Here is a 25112-nt window from a genome sequence, read left to right as displayed (position 1 = left end):
GCACCATGGATGAAAAACGAGCCGGTAACGGTTCAAACCTTTTGCCGCCGATAGCGCTTCCTGTCACCGGTTTTTTATCCTACCCGCGACAGCGACCTACAATTTCACCTCATAGACTGTGTCATGGGTGGCCACGCGTGCCTCGCCCGATGGTGTCACCCAGCCACGGAACATGCCGGGCGTGTTATAGGGTGCGGCAATGCCGCCTTCGGCATCGATCGCCACTAGGCCGGCACCGATATTGTAGGGGACCAGATCCTTGTGCACGAGATTGCCCGGCGGCGGTCTCCAGATCCTGCCCAAGATAGGCAACGCGGGACGCGATCTCGTGGCCGACGACATAACGGATGAAAAACTCGCCCTTGCCGGTCCCGGAAACTGCACAGGCGCCATCCCGCGCATAGGTGCCGGCGCCGATCACCGGGCTGTCTCCCACCCGGCCGTCCGGCTTGTTGGTGTAACCGCCGGTCGAGGTGGCCGCAGCAAGATGCCCCGCCGCATCGAGCGCCACTGCGCCGACGGTCCCGTGCTTTTCGTTTTCAGTCGCTTCCGTACCTGTGGCGGCATGACGCTTCATCGCCGACAGTGCCTCCACGCGCTTTTGCGTGGTGAAGTAGGATTGAGGCTCGGTGGCTAGCCCCTTTTCCCTGGCAAAGCGGTCCGCCGCCTCACCCGTCAGATAGACGGCACGTTCATCGACCATCAGCGCACGCGCCGCCTTCACCGGGTTGCGGATGGCACGGGACGCGCTGATCGCGCCCGCCGCCAATGTGGCACCGTCCATGATGGATGCATCGAGTTCGTGAATGCCGTTTTCGTTGAGTGCGGCACCATGCCCGGCATTAAAATGCGGGCTGTCCTCCATGACGACGACCGCCGCCTCGACCGCCTCAAGCGCGGTTCCGCCAGCCTTCAGCACGCCATAACCGGCGCGCAGTGCCGCCGCCAGATCGTCGCGCGCAGCAGCCCACTCCTCTGACGTCATGCTGTCTTCCGGCATCACGCCGCAACCACCATGAATGGCCAGTGCGATCTTCGTCATGTGCTCACTCCCTCGTCATCCTACTCCGGCAGGGCCTCTTACCATCAATGAAAGGCGATATCGCCGATGACCCGTACGCGCACCCTGCGAGCACCGCCCGGCAGATAGGCGATCGGGATATCCTCCACCTCAAGCGTCTTGAGGCTCGCCCGCTCCGCGCCGGAAGCAACGGCTGCGTTCCGCGCCTCGATCTCGGCTTTCGCAAGGGCCTCGTCCCGGCTCAGTCCGGAAAAGACCTGATCGACCTCGCCGGAAACCTGCGCCATCGCCGCGCCCAGCGCATTGGCAACGCCGGCATTTTCCACACGCAGCACTTCCGACGCACCTGGAACCGTCTCGGGGATCAGGAAAGCCCCGCCGCCGACGGCAACCAGCGGCACGTCTTCGGCCGAGGTTTTCATCTGGTCGAAACTGTCGGCCACCATGTCACGGATGCGTTGAAGCGAGGCCTGCACGAATGCCGGATCGAGGTCTTTCACACGGTCGCGGTCACCCATCTCGATCAGGCCTGCGGCCACGGCGATATCCGATGTCGTTAGCGTCTCGCCGCCGAAAACACGGGCTTCCGTCAGGATGCGGTAACCGACCGAGCGTGGGCCGATCTTGCCTGTTTCAGGGTCGACGATGGTGCCGCCGCCGAGCGCAATCGGCAGAAGATCGGGCATGCGGAACAGGGTGCGCACCCCGCCAATATGGACGATATTGTTCGCTTCCCGCGGAAAACCGCCGACAAGGCAGCCAATATCGGAGGTGGTGCCGCCGACATCCACCACCATCGCATCGGAAAGCCCGGTGAGGAAGGCCGCACCGCGCATCGAATTGGTCGGGCCGGAAGCGAAACTGTGCACGGGGTTGGCGGCGGCCACATCCGCGAGCGCCACGGTGCCGTCATTCTGGGTCAGATAGAACGGCGCCTTCACGCCTGCTTCGCGCAGCGCATCCGAAAACGCCTGAACCGTGGTCTTGCCGAGCGTTTGCAGCGCTGCATTCAGGAGAGCGACATTTTCTCGCTCCAGAAGCCCGATGCGGCCAAGCGTATGGGAAAGCGTGATGCGTGCATCAGGGATCACAGAACGGACGATTTCCGCCGCCCGTACCTCGCACTCCGTCGTCAGCGGTGAGAAGGTCGCGGAAATGGCGATGGAAGTGATACCCGCATCGCGGATTTTCATCGCCGCTTCGCGAATTTCATCGGGAACCATGGGCACCAGCGGACTGCCGTCATATTCATGGCCGCCGTGGACCATGAAGATCAGCGGATCAACGGCCTCGCGAAGATCCTTCGGCCAATCGCACATCGGCGGCAGTGAAGAACCTGTTGGCAATGCGATGCGGATGGCCGCGACCCGTTCCAGCCGGGCGCGCTCCACCACCGCATTGGTGAAATGGGTCGTGCCGATCATCACCGCATCAATCGGCCGGTCCGCCGCGCCGACATGGCCTGCCACATGGGCAAGCGCCGCCTTTACGCCGGACAGGACATCCTGCGTGGTCGGGACCTTGATGGAAGCGACGATGGTGTCTCCATCGATCAGAACGGCATCCGTATTGGTGCCGCCAACGTCAATACCGATGCGTTTCATGGGAATACCGATCTGAAGTCAATGTCATAACCGAAGGCGCGCGGGCCAACGGCGGCGATGCCGGCAGGTGTCGTCAAAAGCTCCGGCGCCGGCAAGGCGACAACCGTGACACGCTGGCCGTAACGCACCGATTCCGTACCGATGGCGCCGCCCGAGACAGTGTCGAGAAGGCAAAGCAGGTCGGGCGTCATGGCCACCGGCTGGCCATCGCGGAAGGCGACCGCCCATTCGTTCTGGAAGGCCAGTTCCATGCGCGAACCCCGGTCGGCATCGATACCTTCAATGGTCGTGCTGCCGCGCAGGAAACCACCGGTGGTCTCACGCGCCACATCCACCACCTTGCCACGGAACAGCTGCTTGCCGCCCTCGTGGTTAAGAACTGCCTGAACCGGATCGTCGTGGCGCGCACGCGCCTCCATCACCGCGCGCCCAAGTTCGGTCGCCTTGGTGACGGTGTAGTGAATACCCCATTCCTTCACTTCCCTGCCGGTGCGCGGCGCCTTGCAGGTGGCGGCGGTGGAGCCGACTTCGGTGCAGACCTTGCGCGAGATGCGCTCCATCCATTTCCACGATGCCGCGCGCGTCACGATCACCTCATTGTCGCGCACATCGACCAGCGACAGCGGAAACATCGGCAGGTTGCCGATTGCAAAGGATGTCATCTGCGCCTCGGGATAGGCGCGTCCCATGGCATCGGCATTAACGACCGGCCGGTCGAGCACAGCGGCGGCGAGGAAGGACGACAGCGCATTGGAACCGCCGATTTCAACGCTCATGATCGCCCGGAACGGCTTGCCGAGATAATCCTCCATCACCTCGACGGCACGGGCGAGATGGACAGGATCCCCCAGCCGCTCCTGACCGACAAGCGGCGCACCCATCTTGGAGACGACGGCGACCATATCGTCATCGGCGAGCGCCATGGGATCCATGACCTTCACCCGCCTGCCCTCGGCATAAAGACGCCGCAGGTTGAGCGTCGAGATATAGGGATTGCCGCCGCCCCCCGTTCCCAGAATCCAGGCGCCGGTGGCCAGAGGTTCGATATCGTCTTCGGAAAATTCCTGGATCATGCGTCATCCTCGGGCATGCCGCAGCCTTTCCGGCCGCAAGCGATGCTCCTTCCCTTTGAAGTTCCAAGTCTGGCCAACCCCGCCATTGTGGCGGGGCCGGCTTTCATGAGGCGGAGATCACTCCGCCTTGCAGTCCCAATGGAAATTGGAGAAGTTCAGGTCCCAGCTCTGCATGGGAATGAACTCGTAACCCTGAAGGCACTTGTTCGCCGCATAACGGCGGTTCGGCGCAACGGCCCAGACGTCCGGCTGAAGATCGGCGATCTTCGTCTGCAGTTCCTTGTAGGTGGCGTTCTGCTCGTTCACATCGGTGGTCGCGCGGACCTTGTCGATCAGGCCGTCGATTTCCGCGTTCTGCAACCATTCCATCGACATCCAGGTGCCGGAAGCCTTGGAATGATACTGGTTGTAGAACATCGCGTCCGGCGACGGATAGGTCGGAGAGATGTTCACCTGCGTCGATGCCGGCGTGGTTTCGGGCTTGGAGGACAGCTCGACGATGCGGTTCCACGGCTCCGGCTTGATATCGAGCGTGATGCCGATCTGCTCGAGGCTGGATTGCAGAAGCAGCGCCACTTCGGCCTCGAAGGCCAGCGACGCGACATAGCTGTTAACCAGCGTGATCTTCTGGCCGGCATATTTCGACTTCGCCAGTTCTTCCTTGGCTTTATCCAGATCGTAGACGCCGGGCTGGATATCGCCATTATGCGCATCCTTGAACGCGTCTGAGAGCGGTCCCTTCATATCGAAGCCCGGATAGATCACTTCCTGGATCGTCTTGTAATCCGTCGCATAGGCGATGGCGCGGCGAACGTGCACGTCGTCGGTGGGATAGACCTTGGTATTGAGCTTGATGACGAAACCGCCGGCGGTGCGAGTCTGGATCAGCTTGTAACCCTTCATGCGGCCGATGGATTCATAGGTGTCGTTGCCAAGCCCGTGCGAGGAAAGGCCGAGTTCACCCTTTTCCGCCAGCGCCTTGACGGTGGCGTCGTCGCTGGTCTGCACGAAGCGCACTTCGTCGATCGGCTTGCCCTTGGTCCAGCCGAGGAAATAATCGGCATTGCGGGCAATGACCATGTCGGCGGAACGGTTGTAGCTGACGAGCTTGTAGGGGCCGGAGCCGGCGGAATGTTCGCCGACATAGGCCTCGCCCCACTTGTCTTCCGGCTTGGCATTGGCTTCGATCAGCGTCCTGTTCATCGCCATCATCAAGGGCGTCGCCGCCATGAAGGGCGAGAACTGGCGCTCGATCTTCATGACCAGCGTGGCATCGTCAGGCGCGGTGACGTTTTCGGGCTTCAGAACGCCGACGATGAGGTTCGACGGGCCCTTGTTGATGCCGAGCAGGCGCTGGATCGACCAGGCAAGATCGGCAGCCTTCACCGCCGTACCATCCTGAAACTTCGCATCGTCGCGCAGGTGGAAGGTGTAGGTCAGGCCATCTTGCGAAATATCCCAGGATTTCGCCAGATGCGGCACGATTTCGCCCTTGGCGTTCACCGTGGTCAGGCCGTCATACATGTTCACGATGGCCATATAGCCGGTGTAATCAGTCACCTTCGCCGGGTCGAGCGAGCTGAATATCTGCATGGTGTTGACCGCGACCGATACCTTGTCTTCCGCAAGGGCTGCGGAAGAAACAAGCGGCAACGCAAGCGCCGTACCGAGCGCCAGCGCGGCGAGACGGGAAGAAAGTACAGGCATTTTCATTATCGTTCTCCTCTTTATTGCGGGTCATTGGCCCCGCTTATGGTTAGGCAGCCTTGCTGACCGGAACGGGCAGCGGTGAGAAAGGAATGTCCGGATAACCGAAGGCCGCCGGCCCAACGACCTCAAGCGCGCGGGCACTGCGCAGCAGGTCGTGGCAGGGGATGGCGATGACGGCCACACGCTGGCCGTAGCGCAGCACTTCGGTGGTGATCGGATAACCCGTATCGACATCGAGCAGGACGATCAGGTCGGGCACCGTCACTTCCACCTTGCCGTCACGGGAAAACAGCAGGAATTCGTTCTGGATGGCGACGCCCGCCGTCTGGCCCGCGCAATCGTCGAAGCCGGAGAGCGTAAGATCGCCGACCGCGAAACCGCCGCGCAGGTGGCGCTTCAGATCGGTGATCTTGCCGTTGAAGATGCGCTTTCCGCCTTCTAGCGCGCAGACCGCGGCAATCGGGTCTTCCTGCTGCTTGCGGGCGCGGATCACCGCCTCACCGATGGCAATCGCCTTGGTATAGGTTTTCGGAATGCCATACTGGTGCACGTAATGCGCCTGCATCGGCGCGGTCGCCAGCATTGCGCCGCCGCCCTGCGAGACGACGCAGGCGCGCGCCATGCGCTCGTGCCAGACTTCGGAAACGGCATGGCTGAAGATGACGGCATTGCCGTGCAGATCGCACATCACCGATGGCGTAGAACTGTGGCCGTAGATGGAGAAGGTGGTCATCTGCATTTCCGGGAAAGCCCGGCCCATGCCGTCGCAATCGAGGATCGGCAGGCCGCCCAGCGCCGCCGTCACCAGCGGGTTCATGGAATTGGAACCGCCGATTTCTTCGCAGACGATGGCGTCGACAGGCGTGCGGATCAACTCCTCCATCGCCCGCAGGCAACGCAGGCCCTCACGTCCTTCGCGAATGCGCTCGACGCCAACGACAGGCGCGCCGATGCCGCCAATGGACATGCAGAGCGCGTCCGGTTCGATGGCGTCGGTTGCGAGAATCTTCATCTCGTAACCGGCCTTCATGGCTTCCAGCGCCAGAAGCTTGCCAAGATAGGGATTGCCGCCGCCGCCTGTGCCGAGAATGCCGGCGCCGATTTCCAGCGCGTCGAGATCTTCACGGGTCAGCGTCCGCAATGCCGCTTCGTCATATTTCAGCTTGCGTGTCTCAGCCATGATTGGCTCCCATTTCTCCAACAACTTTCACATGAATGCGGGTGGCGTTGCCGGGCAGGTATGCAAGCGGCATGTCCTCGCGCTCGATGACATCAAGCGTTTCGGCAATCGCGCCGGCGGCAATCGCCTTTTCGCGGGCCTCCGCTTCCGCCTCGGCCAGCGCGCTCTCGCGCGTGCGTCCGTCCACCAGCGAAAAGACCCGGTCGGTCTCGCCGCTGATCTGCGCAATGGCCGCGCCAACGGCATTGGCCACCGCGAAATTCTCAGGCCGGATGACTTCGAGGTCACCGATCCGATCCGGCATCAGGATGGAGCCGCCACCAACGGCAATCACCGGCACCGGCGACGACGAGATGCGGCTGCGCTCCACGCAGGCCTCAAGCATGTCGTTGATCTTGCCGACCGCCGCATCCACGAGCTTTTTGTCGAGGCTGGCGACCAGCGCCTTCTCGCCCACATCGGCCTTGCCGGAGGCAACCGCGATATCGGTCGCCGTCAGGGTCGAGCCACCGAAGCAGAGCGCCTCGCGGCGAACACGGTAACCGACGGATTTCGGCCCGACGGTCAGGCCGTGGTCGCCATTGACCACCAGCGAGCCGCCGCCGAGACCGATGGAGAAGACGTCAGGCATGCGGAAATTGGTGCGCACCCCGCCAATATCCACCGTGGTCGAGGCCTGACGCGGGAAGCCGTGCGATAGCGAGCCGACATCAGAGGTGGTGCCGCCGACATCCACCACCACGGCATCCTTGAGGCCGGTGAGGAAGGCCGCACCGCGCATGGAATTCGTCGGGCCGGACGCGAAGGTGAGCACGGGGAAACCGCGCACCACATCCGCCGCCATCAGCGTGCCGTCGTTCTGGGTGATATAAAACGGGCAGGTAATGCCCGCAGCCTTCAGCGCCTCGCCGAAAGCCGCAACGGTGCGATCGGCAAGCGATAGCAGGCTGGCATTCATGATTGCAGCACTTTCACGCGCAAGCAGACCGTGACGGCCAATATCCTTGGACATCACCACCGGCAGGCCCGGGCAGCGCTCCTGCAGGATCTCCTTCGCCCGCAGCTCCATCGCATCATTGATGCCGCTGAAAACACAGGTGACGGCAGCGGCCTTCAGGCCCTTGGCGCGGATATCGGCGGCGATGCGGACGATTTCGTCCTCATCGAGCGGCGAAATTTCGCGGCCGTCGAATTCGTAACCGCCGCGCACCTGATAACCGTGGTTGCCGACGATTTCCTTGAGATCATCCGGCCAGTCGACCATGGGCGGCAGGCCGGCGCCGGAAGGCAGGCCGAGACGGATGGCGGCCACCTCGTCCATATGCCGACGCTCGATCACCGCATTGGTAAAATGCGTGGTGCCGATCATCACGGCGCCAATGCGTGCCCTGTCGATGCCCGATGCCTCGACGACCTTTTCAAGGGCTTCGATGACACCGGATGTCACATCCTCTGTCGTGGAGGCCTTCACCCCCGCCAGAACGGTTTTATCCTGCAACACAACGGCATCGGTATTCGTGCCGCCGACGTCAATTCCAACGCGATACACGTCAGGCTCCTCTTTCATCAATCGGTCGTTTTTACGAGGAAGCGCATGCGCTCTTCCTCGGTCACGGTGGGTTTGAGACGTTCTTCCTCGTCGGTGACGACGGGGATGGCCGCGATCAGGGCGCGGGTATAGGGATGGGCTGGCTCGGCAAAGACCGCCGACGTCACACCCTCCTCGACAATCTCGCCGCGCAGCATGATGGCGATGCGCGAACAGAAATTGCGCATCAGCGACAGGTCGTGCGAGATCATCAGATAGGTGAGGCCAAGCTCCTCGCGCAGTTGCAGCAGAAGGTCGATCACCGTCTTCTGCACGGAGACATCGAGTGCCGCAGTCGGCTCGTCGAGAATGAGGATTTTCGGCTCGGCGGCCAGCGCACGGGCAATCGCCACGCGCTGCTTCTGCCCGCCGGAAAGCTCGTGCGGATATTTGCCGAGATAGGATTGCGGCAGCCGCACCAGCCCCATCAGGTCCTGCATCCGGCTTTCCCGCGCCTGCCCATCCATGCCGATGGATTTCAACGGTAGTGAAAGCGTCTGCCTGACGGTACGCTTCGGATTGAGCGAAGTACCCGGATTTTGATAGACGATCTGCGTCAGCCGCTTGCCGCGCTCAGGCGTCGGGGCGTCAATGACGAGATTGCCGGAGGTGGGGCGCGAAAGGCCCATGATCATGCGCGCAACCGAGGTCTTGCCGGAGCCGGATTCACCCGCAAGGCCAAAAACCTCGCCCTGCTTCAGCGTCAGGTTCACGTCGCGCACGGCGTGATAACCGTTGCGCCTGCCGTAAATCTTGTTCAGGCCTTCGATGGTGATGATCGGCTGCCGCGTGCTTTGCGCAAGGTCGGTGACGCGCTGGCCATAAAGTGGCGGCACGGCATCCAGCAGTGAACGAGTATAATCCGCAGCGGGAGCATGCAGGATTTGCGTGCAAGGGCCGGTTTCGACGATATCGCCGTGGTGCATGACCACGACCCGGTCCGCCACCTTACGCACGACGCCGAGATTGTGGGTGATCATCAGCAGCGCCATGTTTTCTTCGGCAACCAGCTGGTTGATAAGGTTGAGGATTTCATCCTGCGTTGTGACGTCGAGCGCCGTGCCGGGCTCATCGGCGATCAGGAGCTTCGGCTGATGCAGCAGGGCAAGCCCGATCAGCACACGCTGGCGCATGCCGCCCGAAAGCTCGGACGGATAGGCATTCATCACCCGCTCGGTATCGGCAAGCTGCACGCGGCGCAGCACGGCCGCGATACGGTTGCGGCGCTCTGCCTTCGACGAGTTGACGCCGTCGCGTTTGTCGGCAAAGCGCATGACATCATCGAGATGGGTGCCGATTTTGAAGACCGGATTGAAGGACGATAGCGGGTCCTGCATGATCAGTGAAAACGCCGTTCCCTTCAGCGCCTCACGTTCTCTGCGCGGCAGGGCAAGCACGTCGCGGCCATCGATGATGATGGCGCCGGAGGTGATCGCGGCATTCTTCGGCAAAGTACCGATAATCGCCTTGGCGGTGACGGACTTGCCCGATCCGGTTTCGCCGATCAGCGCCACGCGCTCACCGGCGGCAACCGTGAAGGCGACATCGCGCAACACCTGTCGGGTGCGGCCGTAATTGGTGAAGGTGACGTTGAGGTTTTCGACCTTGAGAAGCGGTTCAGTCATGGCCTTAGCTTTCCACGTCGAACATGTCGCGCAGGCCGTCGCCCAGCAGGTTGAAACCCAGCGTCACGTAAAGCACGGCCGCGCCGGGGCAGAGCACTTCCCACCAGAAATCCGGCATGAACTGGCGCCCGTCGGCGACCATCGATCCAAGATCAGGGGTCGGCGGCTTGACGCCGAAACCGAGGAAGCTCAGCGTCGCGCCGAACAGGATGACGAAGGCGGCATCGAGCGTCGTCTTGACCGATATGACCGAGACGCAATTGGGCAGGATTTCGCGAAAGAGAATGTGCAGGGAGCCGGCACCGGCAAGACGCGCGGCCTCGATGTAGTCTTCGGACGCAATGGACTTCGACACCGAATAGATCAGCCGTGCATGCCAGGTCCACCACAGAAGGGTGATCGCGATCATGGCGTTCGTCAGCGTCGGCTCCAGAAGGTTGGAGACCGCAAGCGCCATGACGAGCGGCGGCATGGCCAGCATCACGTTCGTCAAGCCGCTGATGAGTTTTTCGGTCCAGCCGCCGAAATAACCGGCGATGAGGCCAAGCACGGTTCCGACCGGCACCGAAATGCCGAGCACGCCGATGACGAGAAGGAGGGAAACACGCAGCCCGAAAATGGTGCGGGAAAAGATATCGCGCCCGGCCTTGTCGGTGCCGAACCAGTGTTCCAGATCCGGCGGCATATGGCGGGCGCGGAAATCGACGACCGCGCCGATATGTTTGGGATAGGGCGTGAGCCATGGCGCGAAGACCGCCAGCACCAGCACCGACAGGAGGATCAGCGAACCGATGACCGCTGCCGGATTGCGGCTGAAGCGATACCACATCATGTAACCGGCGCTTAAACCGCGATCGGTGGGTTCGAGCATTTTCATATCAGCCATCAGCGAGCCTCCTTGCGGCGCAGGCGCGGGTCGATGATCGAGATCAGGACATCCACGATCAGGTTCGCAACGATGAAGAACAGGCCGGCCACCAGCACCACGGCAGTCACGGCATTGAGGTCTTTCTGCAGGATGGCGTTCAACCCGTAGGAGGCAAAACCGCCCCAGGCGAAGACCATCTCGATCACGAAGGCATTGCCGATCAGCGACGCGAATTCGAGACCCATGATCGTCAGCGGCGCGATGGAAGAGAGCTTCAGCAGGTAACGGAAGATGATGACCCGCTCCGGCACGCCGAAGCTTTGCAGGGTCAGCACATGGTCCTTGCGCTGGTTTTCAATCATCGAGGAGCGCGTGATGCGGGTGATCTGGCCGATGCCTGCCATGGAAAGCGCAAATGCCGGTAGTGCGAGATGCTTCAGCGCATCGAGCACGACGTCGAAACGTCCCGCCAGCATGCCGTCGACAAGAATGAAACCGGTCGGACCGCCCTGCCAGCCGAGCCCGTGGTCAAGCCTGCCGATGATCGGCCAGCCGGAGAGAAACCGGGCGGCCAGCAATTGCAGCGTGATGGCGAAAAGAAAGCTCGGGATCGTTACCCCGGTGAGCGACAGGATGCGGCCGATGTGATCGAGCGGCCGGTCGCGATAGTGCGCGGTGATGACGCCAAGCGGGATGGCGATGGCGAACATGAAGATGACCGACACCAGCACCAGCTCGACGGTGGCCGGAACGGTCTGCGCCAGATCGGTGGTGACGGGGCGCTGCGACACCAGCGAAAAACCAAGATCGCCGTGCAGGGCATTGCCGATATAGTCGAGATATTGGACGGCCAGCGGCTTGTCGAGGCCCATCTCCCCGCGCAGCGCATCCACCTGTTCCTGCGTTGCCGCAGGCCCGAGCGCCATGCGGGCGGGATCGCCCGGCACCACGCGAGCGAGCACGAAAATCATGATGGACAGGGCGATCATGACCAGCACGAAGGTGCCGAGCCTGTTCAAAATCGCGACCAGCGGATGTTGCTGCATCGGTGGAACGTTCCTTGTGCATCGGTTGCGTGAGCACAAGTTTTCACCAGATGGCGGTTTGAACAATTGCCGAAAGGTATAGTTTTTTGAAGAATGAGTATAGGTTTTTAAATCTGGATATCCTATCCCTTTCCCGATGACACTCCTGCCCCGGCCCCGCCTCTGCCACCGCATCGCCAGCGAAACCGCGGGCGTGGTATTTCTGCGCGCGCCGGCGGGCGCGGGAAAAAGCGTGCTGCTGGAGATGCTCGCAGAAGAACTGGGAACGCAGATATGCCGCACGCACCAGCCGCAAGGCGACGACGCGGCAAATGGCTGCCTGCTGTGGGACGTTCCAGTCTTTGCACGGGCGGTACGCATGCCCGCCCCCATTCTGGAATCGGTGCGTTTCGTCGTCATCGCCTGCCGGCCGGACCAGCGGATCAGCGGAATGGCGCGGCACATCCTGCATCGCGGCTCGCTCACCATAGGATCGGACGAACTGGCCTTCAGGCCGGATGAGGCGGAAAGCCTTCCGCCTGAACAGAAGCATCTGGCACTCGAGGATTATGCGGGGTGGCCGGCCTTCCTGTCGCTGGCGCGCCTGCCGGATGAAACGTTATGCGCCGACTATCTGCGCGAAAGCTATCTGCCGCATCTTTCCCCTGCCCAGACGGTCGAACTGTCCTTCTGGCTCGAAAATCCCTCCGCAGACCCCGATGCGGACTGGAGCAAGCTTCTGCCGCCCTTTCTGACGGGAAAACCAGACAATCACCGCACGCTGATACGGCTTCTGACGGTTGCGGCAAAAGAACGCCTCGCCACATTGCAGGCCGGCAGCGCTGTCGTGGAGGTCGCCTCGGCGTTCGAAAAGGCAGGGCGTTCGCTGGCCGCCATGGCCATGCTGCTGGACCGCGGTTACGAGACCCATGCCGCACAAATCCTCGAGCGCGCCGATGGCCGTGAACTGATCTACAGGAGCAGCGTCGACCGCTTTCGCGAAATCATCATGCGGTTTTCGCAGGATATGATTACAGCGAATGAGACCGTGCTATTTGCCGTCACTCGCGCGCTGCTGAAACAGGGTGAATTGCAACGCGTGCGCCATCTGCTCGGCAAAAGCCTCGGGTCGGATTACCTCGATCCGCTGAAGGTGCTTGCACGTGGCTCGCGGTTTTCCTTCGCGGCCCGCACCTTCCGGCTGAACCTGATGATTGCCGAGGACCTGACGCCCAATGACGCGGTGATAACCCGTCTCGCCGAGTTCATGGCCGATTACCCCATGGACGACCACGGCAAATGGGCGGCCTATTACAATGCGCTGCTGGAATTCGAAATCCGCCGCCGCAATTTCCGTGAGGCCGAGGCCGCCGCCGCCCGCGCTCTGATCTATCTGCGCAAGATGGGCGGGCAGCCCCTGCTGGAATTCTTCATCCATCTGCACCAGATCGTGCTGCGGTTGATGAGCGGCGATGCGCTTCTGGCCCGCCGGGCGGCGCAGGAGGCGCGTGCACGGCTGGAACAGGTGCCGCATGATGCCGTGCAGGAGTTCCGGATGTTGCGGCTGGCGGAAGCCTGCCTTGCCTATGAAGCGGGAAAACCGCGCGACCTGCTGCATTTCGTCGAGCACGAATTCGATCACTTCGCCGCTGCCGAAATCTGGCCGAGCCTGATGCAGTTTGCCCTGTTTTACGCCTCGCAGGTGTTGATCGACCATTTTCCAATGACCGTTCGTCCGGGCTTTCTCGATGGTCTGTGGATTCATCTTTCGGAAGGTCTGCAATTCCATGCGATGATGGAGATCAGGACGGCCATTGCCTATCAGAACGCCAACCGCTGGGCGGATGCCGCCGCGACGCTTTCGGCAATCCGCATGCCGATGGGCCGCAACTGGGTGGAGAGCGCCCATGAAGACCTTTCCCGGCTGACGCGGCGGGACGAAATCGCCTATGTCATGGCATGGCTGCGCGATGCGGTGCATCTTTTCACGCCGCGCGCCTATCTCTCCCGGCAGATTGACGCGATGATCGCCAATCCAAAGGTCACCAACCGCGAGAAGGTCGCGCTGAGAATCTGGCAGAGTTACGCCGCACACCAGCGCCGCGACAACGCCGCCGCCCGCGCCCATATACTCACCGCTCTTGAATCGGCAACCCGCCTTGGCTGCAATGGCGTCCTGTCGGAAGAACGCGTCTTCCTGTCGCCGCTTCTGAACAATCGCCGCATCCGCAGTTTCATCGAAACCTCTTCCGATGTCCGCGCCGCGCTGTCGATTTTCGCCGCCTCGGTCAACTCGCCACAGGCACGCGCCCTGCATGGCGGGCTTTCGCAGCGGGAGGCGCAGATGCTGCAACTGCTGGCCAGCGGCATGTCGAACAAGAAGATCGCCCAGACGCTCAATATCTCGGAAGTGACGGTGAAGTTTCACCTCGGCAACCTGTTCCGCAAGCTGGATTGCAAACGCCGCGCGGAGGCGATCCGCGCGGCGAAAGCACTGGGATGGCTGTAAAATTCAGCGGTTGTTCTTCTTGCGCCATTCGGCAAAAGAAGTCTGGTGCTCTTCCTTGGTGCATGGATAAAGCCCGATGATCGTCTGGCCCGCCTTGACCTGCTCCACCACGAAATCTTCGTAAGCCGTCATTTCCACCGCCTCGGTTGCCACGTCGTCGGCAATGCCCGCCGGGATGACGATAACGCAATCGGCATCACCAACAATGATATCGCCCGGAAAGACCGGCGCATCGCCGCAGCCAATCGGACCGTTGATCTCGATTGCCTCGTGTTTGGTCAGGTTAGTGGGGCTGGAAGGCCGGGTGTGGTAGGCGGGAATATCCAGTTCGGCAATGGTGGCGGCGTCACGAAAACCGCCATCGGAAACGATGCCGGCGCCGCCGCGAACCATCAGGCGGGTTACCAGAATATCGCCGGCCGAGGCGGCGGTCGCATCCTTGCGGCTGTCCATGACAAGCACATGGCCCGGCGGGCATGTTTCGATGGCGACGCGCTGCGGATGGGCGGGATTGCGGAATTCGACGAGCTGGTTGCGGTCTTCGCGGGCCGGCATGTAGCGCAGGGTAAAGGCCGGGCCCACCATGTTCTTGCCCTTGTAACCAAGCGGGCGCACGCCCTGAATGACCTGGTTGCGCAGACCCCGCTTGTAAAGCGCCGTCGCCAGCGTAGCGACGGAAATCGTCAGCAGTTTTTCGCGCGTTTCATTGTTCATGTCTGTCTCCTCGCAATGGGCGGATGGGTGTGTTTCAAGTCCTGTGAATGGGCTCGTCTGTGAAGACGCCGCCCTGATATTTTGCGATTGCGGCCTCAGGATCGGGCCGTGGCACATCGCGTTCGATTTCCGCGCCGTAGCACGCGGCATTGTCTCGGCGCTGCCAGCCGAGAAAATCGACATGGGAATTGTCCCACCAGCTGTCGTCATTGGCGGAGACGCCCCAGATGACTGGGCAGCCGAGTTTCTGCACGCGGAAGGTGGCCTCGATCAGCGAGACGAAGTCGCCGTAGCTGAGCCAGGTCGACAGCATCCGCCAGTTGGTGGGCTTTTCTTCGCACGACCCGATACGGACGATGGCCGTCTCCTGGCCAAATTTGGAGTGGTAGAGACTTGCCATCGCCTCACCGAAAATCTTCGAGACGCCATAAAGGCCATCCGGCAGGAAAGGCGTTTCCGGCTCGAGCTGTTGTCCCTGCGGGTAATAACCGATCGTGTGGTTGCTGGAGGCGAAGAGAATGCGCGGCAGGCCGTTTTGTCTCGCCGCTTCGTAAAGATTGTAGACGCCGCGAAGATTGGCGGCCTCGATGGGATCAAAAGCCTTTTCCACCGAAATACCGCCGAGATGGACGATGCCGTCGCAGCCCTTCACCAGTTCATGAACCGCCGCTTCGTCTTCGAGCCGGCAGCGAAAAAGCTCCTCATGGGGGGCTGCCTCACCGAGATCGACGACATCCGAAAGGCGGATGGTCTCGGCGACATGGCCAAGTCGTCCGCGCAACATGCTGCCCAGCTTGCCGCCGGCGCCTGTGATGAGCAATCGCTTCAACATGTGGCGTCCTCAGAAAATATCGGGCTCGCCGGCGGTGCGGCCGAAATCCGTCTGCAGGAAGTCGAAATCGCAGCCTTGATCGGCCTGGGTGACATGCTTGGAGAAGAGATAACCATAACCGCGCTCATAACGCGGTGCGGGAGCCTGCCAGGCGGCGCGGCGGCGGGCGATTTCCTCTTCGCTGACCAGCATGTCGAGGCGACGCTGCGGCAGATCGAGGCGGACGATATCGCCGGTCTTCAGGAGCGCGAGCGGCCCGCCGACGAAGCTTTCCGGCGCGACATGCAGTACGCAGGCGCCATAGGAGGTGCCGGACATGCGGGCATCGGAAATGCGCACCATGTCACGGTGGCCCTTCTTGATCAACGCCTTGGGGATCGGCAACATGCCCCATTCCGGAAATCCGGGACCGCCGAGCGGACCGGCATTGCGCAGCACCAGCACATGATCCGGCGTGACATCGAGGTTTTCGTCATCAATCGCCTTCTTCATCTCCGGATAGCTGTCGAAGACCAGCGCGGGGCCTTCATGGATATGGTATTTCGGATCGCAGGCGGCAGGCTTTATGACGGCGCCGTCCGGGCAAAGATTGCCACGCAGCACCGCAAGCGAGCCTTCCGCATAGACGGGATTATCGAGCGAGCGGATGACGTCGTCATTATAGACCTTCGCGCCTTCGAGGTTCTCACCCATGCTGCGGCCGGTCACGGTCAGCGCCGAACAGTCGAGACGGCTTTCGAGCTGCTTCATCAGTGCGCGCAGGCCGCCGGCGTAATAGAAGTCCTCCATCAGATAGTCTTTGCCGGAGGGGCGGACATTGGCGATGAGCGGCGTGATCCGGCCAAGCTCGTCGAGCTCGTCCAGCGTCATCGGCACACCGGCGCGGCGCGCCATGGCGATCAGATGCACGACGGCATTGGTGGAGCACCCGGTCGCCATGGCGACGATGGCGGCGTTGCGAAACGCGGTCGCGGTCAGAATACGGTCCGGCGTCAGCTCCTCGGCCACCATTTCCACGATACGCCGGCCGCAACCTGCCGACATGCGCTGGTGTTCGGCATCCACCGCCGGAATGGAGGAAGCTCCCGGCAGGGTGAGGCCAAGGGCATCGGTGATGGCGGTCATGGTCGAGGCGGTGCCCATGGTCATGCACACACCGGCAGAGCGGGCGATGCCTCCCTGCACGCCGCGCCATTCCTCGTCCGTGACGTTACCGGCGCGGCGCTCGTCCCAATATTTCCAGGCGTCCGAACCCGAACCCAGCACCTTGCCGGCATAGTTGCCGCGCAGCATCGGGCCGGCCGGCAGATAGATCATCGGCACGCCGGCCGAGATCGCGCCCATCACGAGGCCGGGTGTCGTCTTGTCGCAACCGCCCATCAGCACCACGCCGTCGAGCGGATGCGAGCGGATCATTTCCTCCGTCTCCATGGCCAGCATGTTGCGGTAAAGCATCGATGTCGGCTTGGTGAAGCTCTCGTCCACCGAAAGCGAGGGCATTTCGACGGGGAAGCCGCCAGCCTGCAGCACGCCGCGTTTCACATCCTGCACGCGCTCTGGGAAATGCGAGTGACAGGTATTCAGCTCCGACCAGGTGTTCAGGATACCGATGACGGGTTTGCCGACAAAATCCTCCTCCGCATAACCGAGCTGCATCATGCGTGAGCGATGCCCGAAGCTGCGCAGGTCATCGGGTGCGAACCAGCGGTCGGAACGGAGTTTTTTATCGGTCATGTCAATGGTCCTGCGTTGCGGGTTGCGCCAAAGGCTGTCAGTCCTGCCGGAGCGTCAGCCCGCTCGTCGTATCGAAAAGATGAATGTGTTCCAGCGGCGCCGACAAACGGATGACTTCGTCTGCCGATGTCGAGGTCTGGCCTGAAAGATGCAGCGTCACCCTGGTGCCATCCCCGAGAGTACCGTAAAGATAGGACTCGCCGCCCAGTTGTTCGGCGGTGCGCACAGACATCGTCAGTGCACCTTCGCCACCCGCCTGCACATGGTTTGGGCGGATGCCGAGCGTCACCTTCTGGCCGGGCTTATAAGAAAAGCCGGTCTGTGGCAGGGGGACCAGTTCGCCCGTTGCGATCTTCAGGGACGGCGTTGCATCCGAGGTCACTTCGCCGGCAAAGAAGTTCATCTTAGGCGAGCCGATGAAGCCCGCCACGAAGAGATTGGCCGGGCGGTTATAAAGATCGAGCGGAACGCCGAATTGCTCGAGCTTGCCGGCGCGCAGAACGGCGATCTTGTCGGCCATGGTCATGGCTTCCACCTGATCATGCGTGACATAGATCATGGTATTGCCGAGACGCCGATGAAGACTTGAAATCTCGCCGCGCATGTCGACGCGCAGTTCCGCATCGAGGTTGGAAAGCGGCTCGTCGAAAAGGAACACACGCGGCTCGCGCACGACGGCACGGCCGATGGCGACGCGCTGGCGCTGGCCGCCCGACAGGTCCTTGGGGCGACGCTCGAGAAGCTGGTCGATCTGCAGCATCTTGGAAACCTGGGAGATCTTGTCGGCGATGTCCTTCTTGGAGGTGCCGATGTTCTCAAGTCCGAAGGACAGGTTTTCGCGCACCGTCATATGCGGATAAAGGGCATAGGACTGGAACACCATGGCAAGGCCGCGATCCGCCGCCGGCACGGTGTTGACCACATCGCCGCCGATGACGATATCGCCGCCGCTCAACTCCTCGAGACCCGAGATCATGCGCAGCAGGGTCGACTTGCCGCAGCCGGAAGGGCCGACGAAAACGCAGAATTCACCGTGTTTGATATCGAGATCGACACCCTTGATCACATCGAGGGCGCCATATGTCTTTTTGACCTGACGAAGCTGAATACTTGCCATTGTCGTGTTTCCTCCCTGAGGATTATTTGCCGCCCGTCGATGCAATGCCGGTGGCGATGTATTTTTGCAGGAACATGAAGACCAGCGCGATGGGGGCGAGTGTCAGCACCGTCATGGCCAGAAGATTGCTCCATTCCGTCGTCATCTCCCCCTGGAAGGAGTTGAGCGCCAGCTGCAGGGTGAAGTTGTCGTTGCGGGTCAGCACGATCAGCGGCCAGAGGAAGTCGTTCCAGCGCCACATGATCGCAAGGATCGCCAGAACCGCAAGCGCCGGTGCCGAAAGCGGCAGGATGATGCGCCAGTAGATCTTCCACTCGCTGGCCTTGTCCATGCGCGCCGCATCGAGGATTTCATCCGGGATCGTCAGCATATATTGCCGCAGCAGGAAGACGCCTGTCGGTGTTGCCGCGCCGGGAATGATGACGCCCCAGAGACTGTTGATCATGCCGAGCTGGCTGGTAATGAGAAACAGCGGCACCAGCACGACCGTCTGCGGGATCATCAGCGTGCCGACAACCAGCGCCAGCACCACGCCCCTGCCCTTGAACTGGTATTTCGAGAGCGCGAAGGCCGCCATGGAATTGACGATCAGCATGATGATGGTTGACGTCACCGTGATGAAGGTCGAGTTCCAGAAATAGAGCGGGAAATTGAAGCGCTGGAAAAGCTCGGAATAGTTTTCCGTCGCCAGCGCCACCTTTTCAGCCGGTTTCAGCTCGTTGAACGGCATCTTCAGGACTTCGGCTGGCTTGGCCGGATCGACCACCTGGGCCACGAGGCCGATGCGGCGAACCATGCCGAACTTGCGGCCATCCTTGTCGACATAGGCCGGCAGCGGCGCTGCCTGCCCATCCACCACCACGGTTTCCTGCGTATAGGGCAGGAGGCGCGGCGGGAAACGCTGGAGATCGGCTTCCGTCTTGAACGAGGAGAGCACGAGCCAGACAACGGGACCGAACATCATCAGCACCGCCACGCCGAGATAGGCGTAGGACAGCCAGTCGGTCCAGTGCAGCTTGCCGTTGCGGCCGCGGGTACGGGTCAGAAATGCGCCAATCCTAGCCATCGACCTTGCTCCTGTTTGCCCGGAATTGCAGGGCGGTCAGCACCACCAGCACCACGGCGAGCAGCAGCGAAGCGGCAGCCGCAAGGCCGAAATTGCGGGGCGTCCCGGCAAAGCCGGTCTGATAGATGAACTGAATGATGAAGGTGGTCGCCGAACCGGGGCCGCCACCCGTGAAGGCAAAGACTTCATCGAAGGTCTGCACGCCCTTGATGAGCGACAGGACGAGAACGACGAGCATGGTGGGCGCAAGCAGCGGCAGCGTGATACGCCGGAAGATGCGCCACGGACTTGCCTTGTCAAGCTGCGCCGCCTCATAGACATCGCGCGGGATCGCCTGCAGGCCGGCCAGAAGAATGAGCGTGTAGAAACCCATATGCGCCCAGACCGACAGGAAGACCGACCAGCCGAAGGCCAGATTGGCTTCGAGCAACCAATCGACCGAACCGAGGCCAAGCCCCTCCATCGCCGCATTGAGAACGCCGAAACGCTGAAGAATCCACTTCCAGATCAGCGCGACAACGACGGGCGAGAGCAAAACCGGGAAGAAGAACACCGCGCGGAAGAACCCGCGCGCCCGGATATCGCGGTTGAGCACGATGGCCGTGATCAGCGAAAAGCCGACCATGAAACCAACCTGCAGCACGACGAAGAAAACCGTATTCCAGACCGAGCGCCAGAACAGGTCGCGCTGACAGGAATTGGGGTCGAGGTAATTCTGACAGGAAAGAAGGACCGAAAAGTTTTCGCCGCCCACCGAAGGGCGCTCGGAAAGCAATATGTGTTCGCTGCCGGTCACGGAATAGGCCATGTTCAGCAGGATCGGCAGGAAGGCGAAGACCGCAAACAGGATCAGGTTGGGCGTGAGAAACACCCAGGCGATCCGCCGGTGGCCGAGAACCTTCTGCAGGAAGGCAAAGGGCAGTTCGACGATGCCCATGACGGGCGCAAGAAATTTATACATGAGGGTCCTCCTTCGATCCGGCGCGGCGCGGCATGCGCCGCGCCGGAAGGCGATGGATCACTTCGCCTGTTTCAACGCTTCCTCGAGGTCCGTCTTCGCGCGGGCCATCGCCTCATCGACGGTGCTTTCACCGACGATGGCCTGCGTGATGCGCTGGACGGAGATGTTGAACATGGCGCGATTGTTCTTGTAACCCTGATAGGTATAGGCAATCGGGCTGAGGCCGGGGATCTGGTCCAGCCAGGCGTTCATGGCCTTCTGCGTCGCAGGCGTCGCACCGGTGTAGGTCACGCCCTTGTCAGCCACGGCCTTGTGGGCCGGAACGTTGCGGGTGCGCACGGTGAAGTCGAGATAATTCTCGTCCTGAGCGAGGAAGTTCAGGATATCGGCAACGATCTTCGGGTTCTTGGTCTGCTTGAAGCCGACAACGCCGGTACCGCCCGGCATGCCGGTGCAGGCAGCGCCGCCGCAGGGCTGCGGCACGACTTCCCAGTCGAAAGCATCGCCGACCTGGCTGTCGAAGCGCGCGGTCTGCCAGCTGCCCGAGTAATAATAGACAAGCTGGCCGTTGATGAATTCCTGCGCGGCATCGCGATAGGTATTGCCGCCCTGCCCGGCCCAGACGTCACGCGCCATGGTGCCGTCCTTGTTCCATTCCACGAATTTCTTCACGAAAGTCGTGAAACCTTCATCGACGAGAATGGGCTTGCCGTCCGCATCAAAAATTTTCGCGCCGTAGGAAATGGCCGGACCGGCGATACGGTGGCCGGAACGGTCGATGGCCATCGGGTATGGCGTGCCGGTTGCCTTGGCGACGGCATTGGCAGCCTTCGCCCAGTCATCCAGCGTCGCATCCTTGCCGGGTACCGCCACATTGGCCTGATCGAACAAAGTGCGGTTGATGAAGGCGCCGGTGATGGTGAGCTGGGTATGCATGCCGTAAATGCCCTTGTCGTCTGGGCCGCTGCGATACCATTTCAGCACGTTGGAGAAATTATCTTCCCAATATTTCGCATCCACATAAGGTGTGAGATCGAGATAATAGCGATTGAGGCCGCCAAGGTCGGTCACGGTTGCGAAATCCGGGCCGCTGCCGCCGGCGAGCTGCACGGGCAGGCCTTCCAGCAGCGCCTTGTAGGGCACGACGTCGGTGACGATCTTCACGTCCGGATGCTGCTTTTCGTAACGCGCGAGAATATCTTTCAGAATTTCGCAGCCGTTGCCGTCATAAGCGCAGGTGAAGCGCACTTCCTGCGCCGCCTGGGCGGCGCCCGCAAAGGACGCCGCGCCAATGGCCAGCGCCAATGCCATGCTGTATTTACCGATCATCTCTTTTCCTCCCTTAGATGATTATGCGTTGGCGGATGCGCGCGGAGCCCAGCCCTTGATCCATTCGCCTTCTGCGGCGTCGGACAGGCGGACCGGCTTTCCTTCCCGCACCGAGCGATAGATGGCGGTGACGAGTTCGATGGACTGCAAGCCATCGTTCACAGTCACTTCCTTACCGCCGCGTCCTTCCATCGCGTCGGCAATGGCTTCGACAAAACCGGCAAAGCCGTTTTCGCCATCGGCGACCGTCGCCAGAACGGCGTCGATCTGGTCCTGCGTGGTCGGTGCACGGGCGATGAAACGCCATGTGTCTTCGGCCGGACGATAGGGCAGCGTGCCGCTTTCGGCGGTGAAGCCCTCGAAGCAGAAGCGCAGGCGGGACGTATCTTCGGCGGCACCGAGCGTCACCGAGCTCGTCGCCAGCGCACCGCTTTTCATGCGGAAGCTGAGTGCCGCACAGTCTTCGGTTTCGATCGTGTTGACGCGCGTATCGGCCATGGCGAACACTTCGTCGACGGGACCGAGAACGTGGCAAAGAAGATCATGGGCGTGAATGGCATGACCGAGGATCGCGCCACCGCACTCGCCCTTCCACGTACCGCGCCAGGGAATGTCGTAATAGCTGGCGCCACGGTTCCAGTGAACTTCCGAACTCGCGACAAAGGCCTTGCCCGCAAGGCCGGCATCGATGAGCGCACGCAGCTGCCGCATCGCATGTCCGAAACGGTACTGGAAGACGGGAAACACGCCACGGCCGGTCTTTTGGACGGAGTCGATCAGCGCATTTGCCTCTTCAAGCGAGCGGACCAGCGGCTTTTCGCAGACGACATCCTTGCCCGCCGCATGCGCCTTCAGCGTCACGGGGAAATGCAGGTGCGGCGGCAGGCAGACGTCGATGAGCTGGATGCTCTCATCCGCCAGAATCTCATCGAGATCGGTCGTCAGACGGATGGACGTATCCTCGCCCGCCACGGAGCGGGCGCGCTCCAGATCAAGGTCGCAGATCGCCTTGACGGAGAAGCGCTCCGGCAGCGCCTGGTAACCCTTCAGATGCAGGGCGCCGATGCCGGCACCAACAATCGCGACGCCAATCATGCCTTTGCTCCTTCGGCCTTGGCCTGCGCCTGCAACGACAGGTCGCATACCTTGAACACATGCTCTTGCGTCATCGCCGTTTCCGTGCGGTTGCGGATGTCGTCGCACAGGCGGCCGAAATAGGGCAGGCCGGCACCGGAGGCGTCGATATATTCGCAGCGGTCGCCATTCACGAGAATGAGACGGTCGGTGCCTTCCTTGTTGCCGACATCGACATATTTACGCAGTTCGATGTAACCCTCGGTGCCGAGGATCGTGAGGCGGCCGTCGCCCCAGGTCGGCAGCGCATCGGGCGTGTACCAGTCGACGCGGATATAGCCGTGGCCCTTGTCGCCGCGCAGCACCACTTCGCCGAAATCCTGCAAGCCTGGATCGCGCGGGTTGGCATAGTTGGCAACGGTGGCAGCCACGATCTCCACTTCGGTCGAACCGGTGAAGAACATGAACTGGTCGATCTGGTGGCTGGCGATATCGGTGATGATGCCGCCGTAAGCTTCACGCTCGAAGAACCACTTCGGGCGGATCTGGCGGTTCAGACGATGCGGGCCGAGGCCGACGGTCTGGATCACACGGCCAATCGCACCCTGCGCAACGAGTTCGGCCGCCTTGGTCACGCTCGGAACTTCAAAACGCTCGGAGAAATCGACGGTCCAGATGCGCTTGGTCTTTGCAACGGTCTGGCGAAGGCGGTCGAGCTGTTCGAAGGTGGTGCAGCCCGGCTTGTCGGACATGACGTCCTTGCCGGCTTCCATGGCGGCGATGGCGAGATCGGCGCGCTTGGAGGGAATGTCGGCGATCAGCACGAGATCGATGCTGCCATCGGCCAGCAGAGCTTCCTTGGAGGCCGCGCGCGGCACATCCGGGAAGCGCTTGACGAAGCCTTCCACCACATCGGGTTCGCCTTCGGTCCACCAGCCGGCGAATTCTGCGCCGGCATCCAGCATGTTCTGGGCCATGCCGAAAATGTGCCGGTGCTCAATCCCGAGAGCGACGAACTTGATTGCTTTAGTCATCCTGCAGTTCCACTTCCTTGCCGGTGTCGGCCGAGTTGATGATCGCGTCGATCAATCTGTGAGACAAAAGAGCCGCTTCACCGGTGACGACCGGGGCGCGCCCTGAGGAGATGGCGTCTGCGAAATCTTCGAAGACGCCCTGATGCCATTCATGCGTGAAAGCCATGGGGTCGACCCCGCCGCCCGTGCCGGATGCCGCGCCGCCAAAGGTCTCCTGCCGGCCATCGCGCCAGTCGACATGCAGGAGGCCCGAGGCGAGCCGCAGGCTGGCATTGTCGAAATGCAGGACAATCGATTCCGGAGCGCCGGGAAAACTTGCCGTACTTGCCACCAGCGAGCCGACGGCGCCATTCTTGAAGCGCAGGCCGGCCGCGACGTAATCCTCGGTTTCCATGCGATGAAACCGCGTCGTCGCCGCCATGGCCTGAACGCGCGAGACCGGCCCGGCGAGGCTGAGCGCCAGATCGATGGTGTGAATTGCCTGGGAGATCAGAACACCGCCGCCGTCGCGTGCGAGTGTGCCGCGGCCGGGTTCATCATAATAGGATTGCGCACGCCACCACGGCACGGAAATTTCGCAGAGACCCAGCGCTCCGAGCGTGCCGCCATCAACAAGCTCACGGGCTTTTTGCGATGCAGCCCGCATGCGGTGCTGGAAGATGATGCCGAGCTTGACGCCGGCGTCACGACAGAGAGCGACAAGGCCACCGGCTTCCTGCGTGTTACGGGCGACGGGCTTTTCCATCAGGATGTGTTTGCCCGCCCTTGCGAGCTGTCCGACGATATCGATGCGGGCATTCGGCGGCGTCGCGACGATGGCGAAATCGACATCCGCATCGCGTGCGGCTTCCTCGACCGAGGAATAAACGACGACCTCATATCCTGTATGTTTCGACGCTTCGGCGGCCAGCGCCCTGGCGCGGCCGGAGCCGCCATCGACCAAACCTTTCAGGCGAATTTTTTCCGGACTTGCCGCACAGGCGAGCACATGCGTCTTCGCCACCATTCCGGCGCCAACGATGACGCAGGTCTTGATATTTTGCATTTC

At 61.7% G+C, this 25112-nt stretch carries 19 protein-coding genes and 1 pseudogene; 1 reads left to right on the top strand and 19 read right to left on the bottom strand.

Going from position 1 to position 25112, the window contains the following annotated elements; genetic code table 11:
• Nucleotides 1-96: 96 nt before the first annotated feature.
• From O3W47_RS08575 to O3W47_RS08535, 9 genes and pseudogenes are all read right to left on the bottom strand, one after another.
• Nucleotides 97-1042: pseudogene (locus tag O3W47_RS08575) on the bottom strand (isoaspartyl peptidase/L-asparaginase family protein).
• Between the two features lie 44 nt (nucleotides 1043-1086).
• Entirely contained in the window at nucleotides 1087-2625 is a 1539-nt protein-coding gene (locus O3W47_RS08570; protein WP_269313466.1) for a hydantoinase/oxoprolinase family protein, read from the bottom strand.
• On the bottom strand, nucleotides 2622-3698 hold the full coding sequence (locus O3W47_RS08565; protein WP_080819180.1) for a DUF917 domain-containing protein: 1077 nt from the start codon (nucleotides 3696-3698) through the stop codon (nucleotides 2622-2624). Before O3W47_RS08565 ends, O3W47_RS08570 begins: the two co-directional genes overlap by 4 nt.
• A gap of 117 nt (nucleotides 3699-3815) precedes the next feature.
• Nucleotides 3816-5411 (bottom strand): ABC transporter substrate-binding protein, encoded by a 1596-nt coding sequence (locus O3W47_RS08560; protein WP_269313465.1) that lies wholly within the window; start codon nucleotides 5409-5411, stop codon nucleotides 3816-3818.
• A 43-nt stretch (nucleotides 5412-5454) separates the two neighbouring features.
• Nucleotides 5455-6588: a DUF917 domain-containing protein gene (locus O3W47_RS08555; protein ID WP_059753279.1), complete on the bottom strand. Its 1134-nt coding sequence runs from the start codon at nucleotides 6586-6588 to the stop codon at nucleotides 5455-5457.
• Nucleotides 6581-8137, bottom strand: a complete 1557-nt coding sequence (locus O3W47_RS08550) for a hydantoinase/oxoprolinase family protein (RefSeq protein ID WP_269313464.1) — start codon at nucleotides 8135-8137, stop codon at nucleotides 6581-6583. Before O3W47_RS08550 ends, O3W47_RS08555 begins: the two co-directional genes overlap by 8 nt.
• 17 nt (nucleotides 8138-8154) lie before the next feature.
• Complete coding sequence (gene nikE / locus O3W47_RS08545) at nucleotides 8155-9801, bottom strand: nickel ABC transporter ATP-binding protein NikE (protein WP_269313463.1); 1647 nt, start codon at nucleotides 9799-9801, stop codon at nucleotides 8155-8157.
• Between the two features lie 4 nt (nucleotides 9802-9805).
• Complete coding sequence (locus O3W47_RS08540; RefSeq protein ID WP_269313462.1) at nucleotides 9806-10687, bottom strand: ABC transporter permease; 882 nt, start codon at nucleotides 10685-10687, stop codon at nucleotides 9806-9808.
• Complete coding sequence (locus O3W47_RS08535; RefSeq protein WP_174023127.1) at nucleotides 10687-11715, bottom strand: ABC transporter permease; 1029 nt, start codon at nucleotides 11713-11715, stop codon at nucleotides 10687-10689. The genes O3W47_RS08540 and O3W47_RS08535 overlap by 1 nt, the downstream gene beginning before the upstream one ends.
• Nucleotides 11716-11851: 136 nt before the next feature.
• Here O3W47_RS08535 and O3W47_RS08530 point away from each other — a divergent pair, with 136 nt between their 5' ends.
• Complete coding sequence (locus O3W47_RS08530; RefSeq protein ID WP_269313461.1) at nucleotides 11852-14203, top strand: helix-turn-helix transcriptional regulator; 2352 nt, start codon at nucleotides 11852-11854, stop codon at nucleotides 14201-14203.
• Nucleotides 14204-14206: 3 nt separating this feature from the next.
• Here the strand turns inward: O3W47_RS08530 and O3W47_RS08525 are convergent, their stop codons facing one another.
• From O3W47_RS08525 to O3W47_RS08480, 10 genes are read right to left on the bottom strand one after another with little or no spacing between them, the layout of a single operon-like run.
• Entirely contained in the window at nucleotides 14207-14917 is a 711-nt protein-coding gene (locus tag O3W47_RS08525) for a ribonuclease activity regulator RraA (RefSeq protein ID WP_127755770.1), read from the bottom strand.
• A gap of 34 nt (nucleotides 14918-14951) precedes the next feature.
• Entirely contained in the window at nucleotides 14952-15749 is a 798-nt protein-coding gene (locus O3W47_RS08520) for an NAD-dependent epimerase/dehydratase family protein (RefSeq protein WP_135397232.1), read from the bottom strand.
• Nucleotides 15750-15758: 9 nt separating this feature from the next.
• Nucleotides 15759-17483 carry an L-arabinonate dehydratase gene (gene araD / locus O3W47_RS08515; protein ID WP_135397230.1) on the bottom strand — a complete coding sequence of 575 codons (1725 nt, stop codon included), beginning with the start codon at nucleotides 17481-17483 and terminating at the stop codon, nucleotides 15759-15761.
• Between the two features lie 37 nt (nucleotides 17484-17520).
• Nucleotides 17521-18600: an ABC transporter ATP-binding protein gene (locus O3W47_RS08510; RefSeq protein ID WP_174023125.1), complete on the bottom strand. Its 1080-nt coding sequence runs from the start codon at nucleotides 18598-18600 to the stop codon at nucleotides 17521-17523.
• Nucleotides 18601-18622: 22 nt separating this feature from the next.
• The gene (locus tag O3W47_RS08505) at nucleotides 18623-19666 is read right to left on the bottom strand and encodes a carbohydrate ABC transporter permease (protein WP_127755767.1); all 1044 of its coding nucleotides are present in this window, start codon (nucleotides 19664-19666) and stop codon (nucleotides 18623-18625) included.
• A complete protein-coding gene (locus O3W47_RS08500; RefSeq protein ID WP_110757921.1) occupies nucleotides 19659-20627 on the bottom strand; it encodes a carbohydrate ABC transporter permease in 969 nt (322 codons plus the stop codon). Before O3W47_RS08500 ends, O3W47_RS08505 begins: the two co-directional genes overlap by 8 nt.
• 57 nt (nucleotides 20628-20684) lie before the next feature.
• Nucleotides 20685-21956, bottom strand: a complete 1272-nt coding sequence (locus O3W47_RS08495; RefSeq protein ID WP_046801403.1) for an ABC transporter substrate-binding protein — start codon at nucleotides 21954-21956, stop codon at nucleotides 20685-20687.
• Nucleotides 21957-21977: 21 nt separating this feature from the next.
• Complete coding sequence (locus tag O3W47_RS08490; RefSeq protein ID WP_269313460.1) at nucleotides 21978-23051, bottom strand: Gfo/Idh/MocA family protein; 1074 nt, start codon at nucleotides 23049-23051, stop codon at nucleotides 21978-21980.
• Nucleotides 23048-24064 (bottom strand): Gfo/Idh/MocA family protein, encoded by a 1017-nt coding sequence (locus O3W47_RS08485; RefSeq protein ID WP_080854518.1) that lies wholly within the window; start codon nucleotides 24062-24064, stop codon nucleotides 23048-23050. Before O3W47_RS08485 ends, O3W47_RS08490 begins: the two co-directional genes overlap by 4 nt.
• Complete coding sequence (locus O3W47_RS08480) at nucleotides 24057-25109, bottom strand: Gfo/Idh/MocA family protein (protein WP_269313459.1); 1053 nt, start codon at nucleotides 25107-25109, stop codon at nucleotides 24057-24059. The genes O3W47_RS08485 and O3W47_RS08480 overlap by 8 nt, the downstream gene beginning before the upstream one ends.
• Nucleotides 25110-25112: the final 3 nt, after the last annotated feature.

It is taken from the genome of Agrobacterium sp. LMR679 (genome assembly GCF_027157905.1).
Lineage (GTDB): Bacteria > Pseudomonadota > Alphaproteobacteria > Rhizobiales > Rhizobiaceae > Agrobacterium > Agrobacterium leguminum.
Note: the sequence above shows the minus strand (reverse complement) of the source record. Positions and strands in the feature narration are given on the sequence as shown.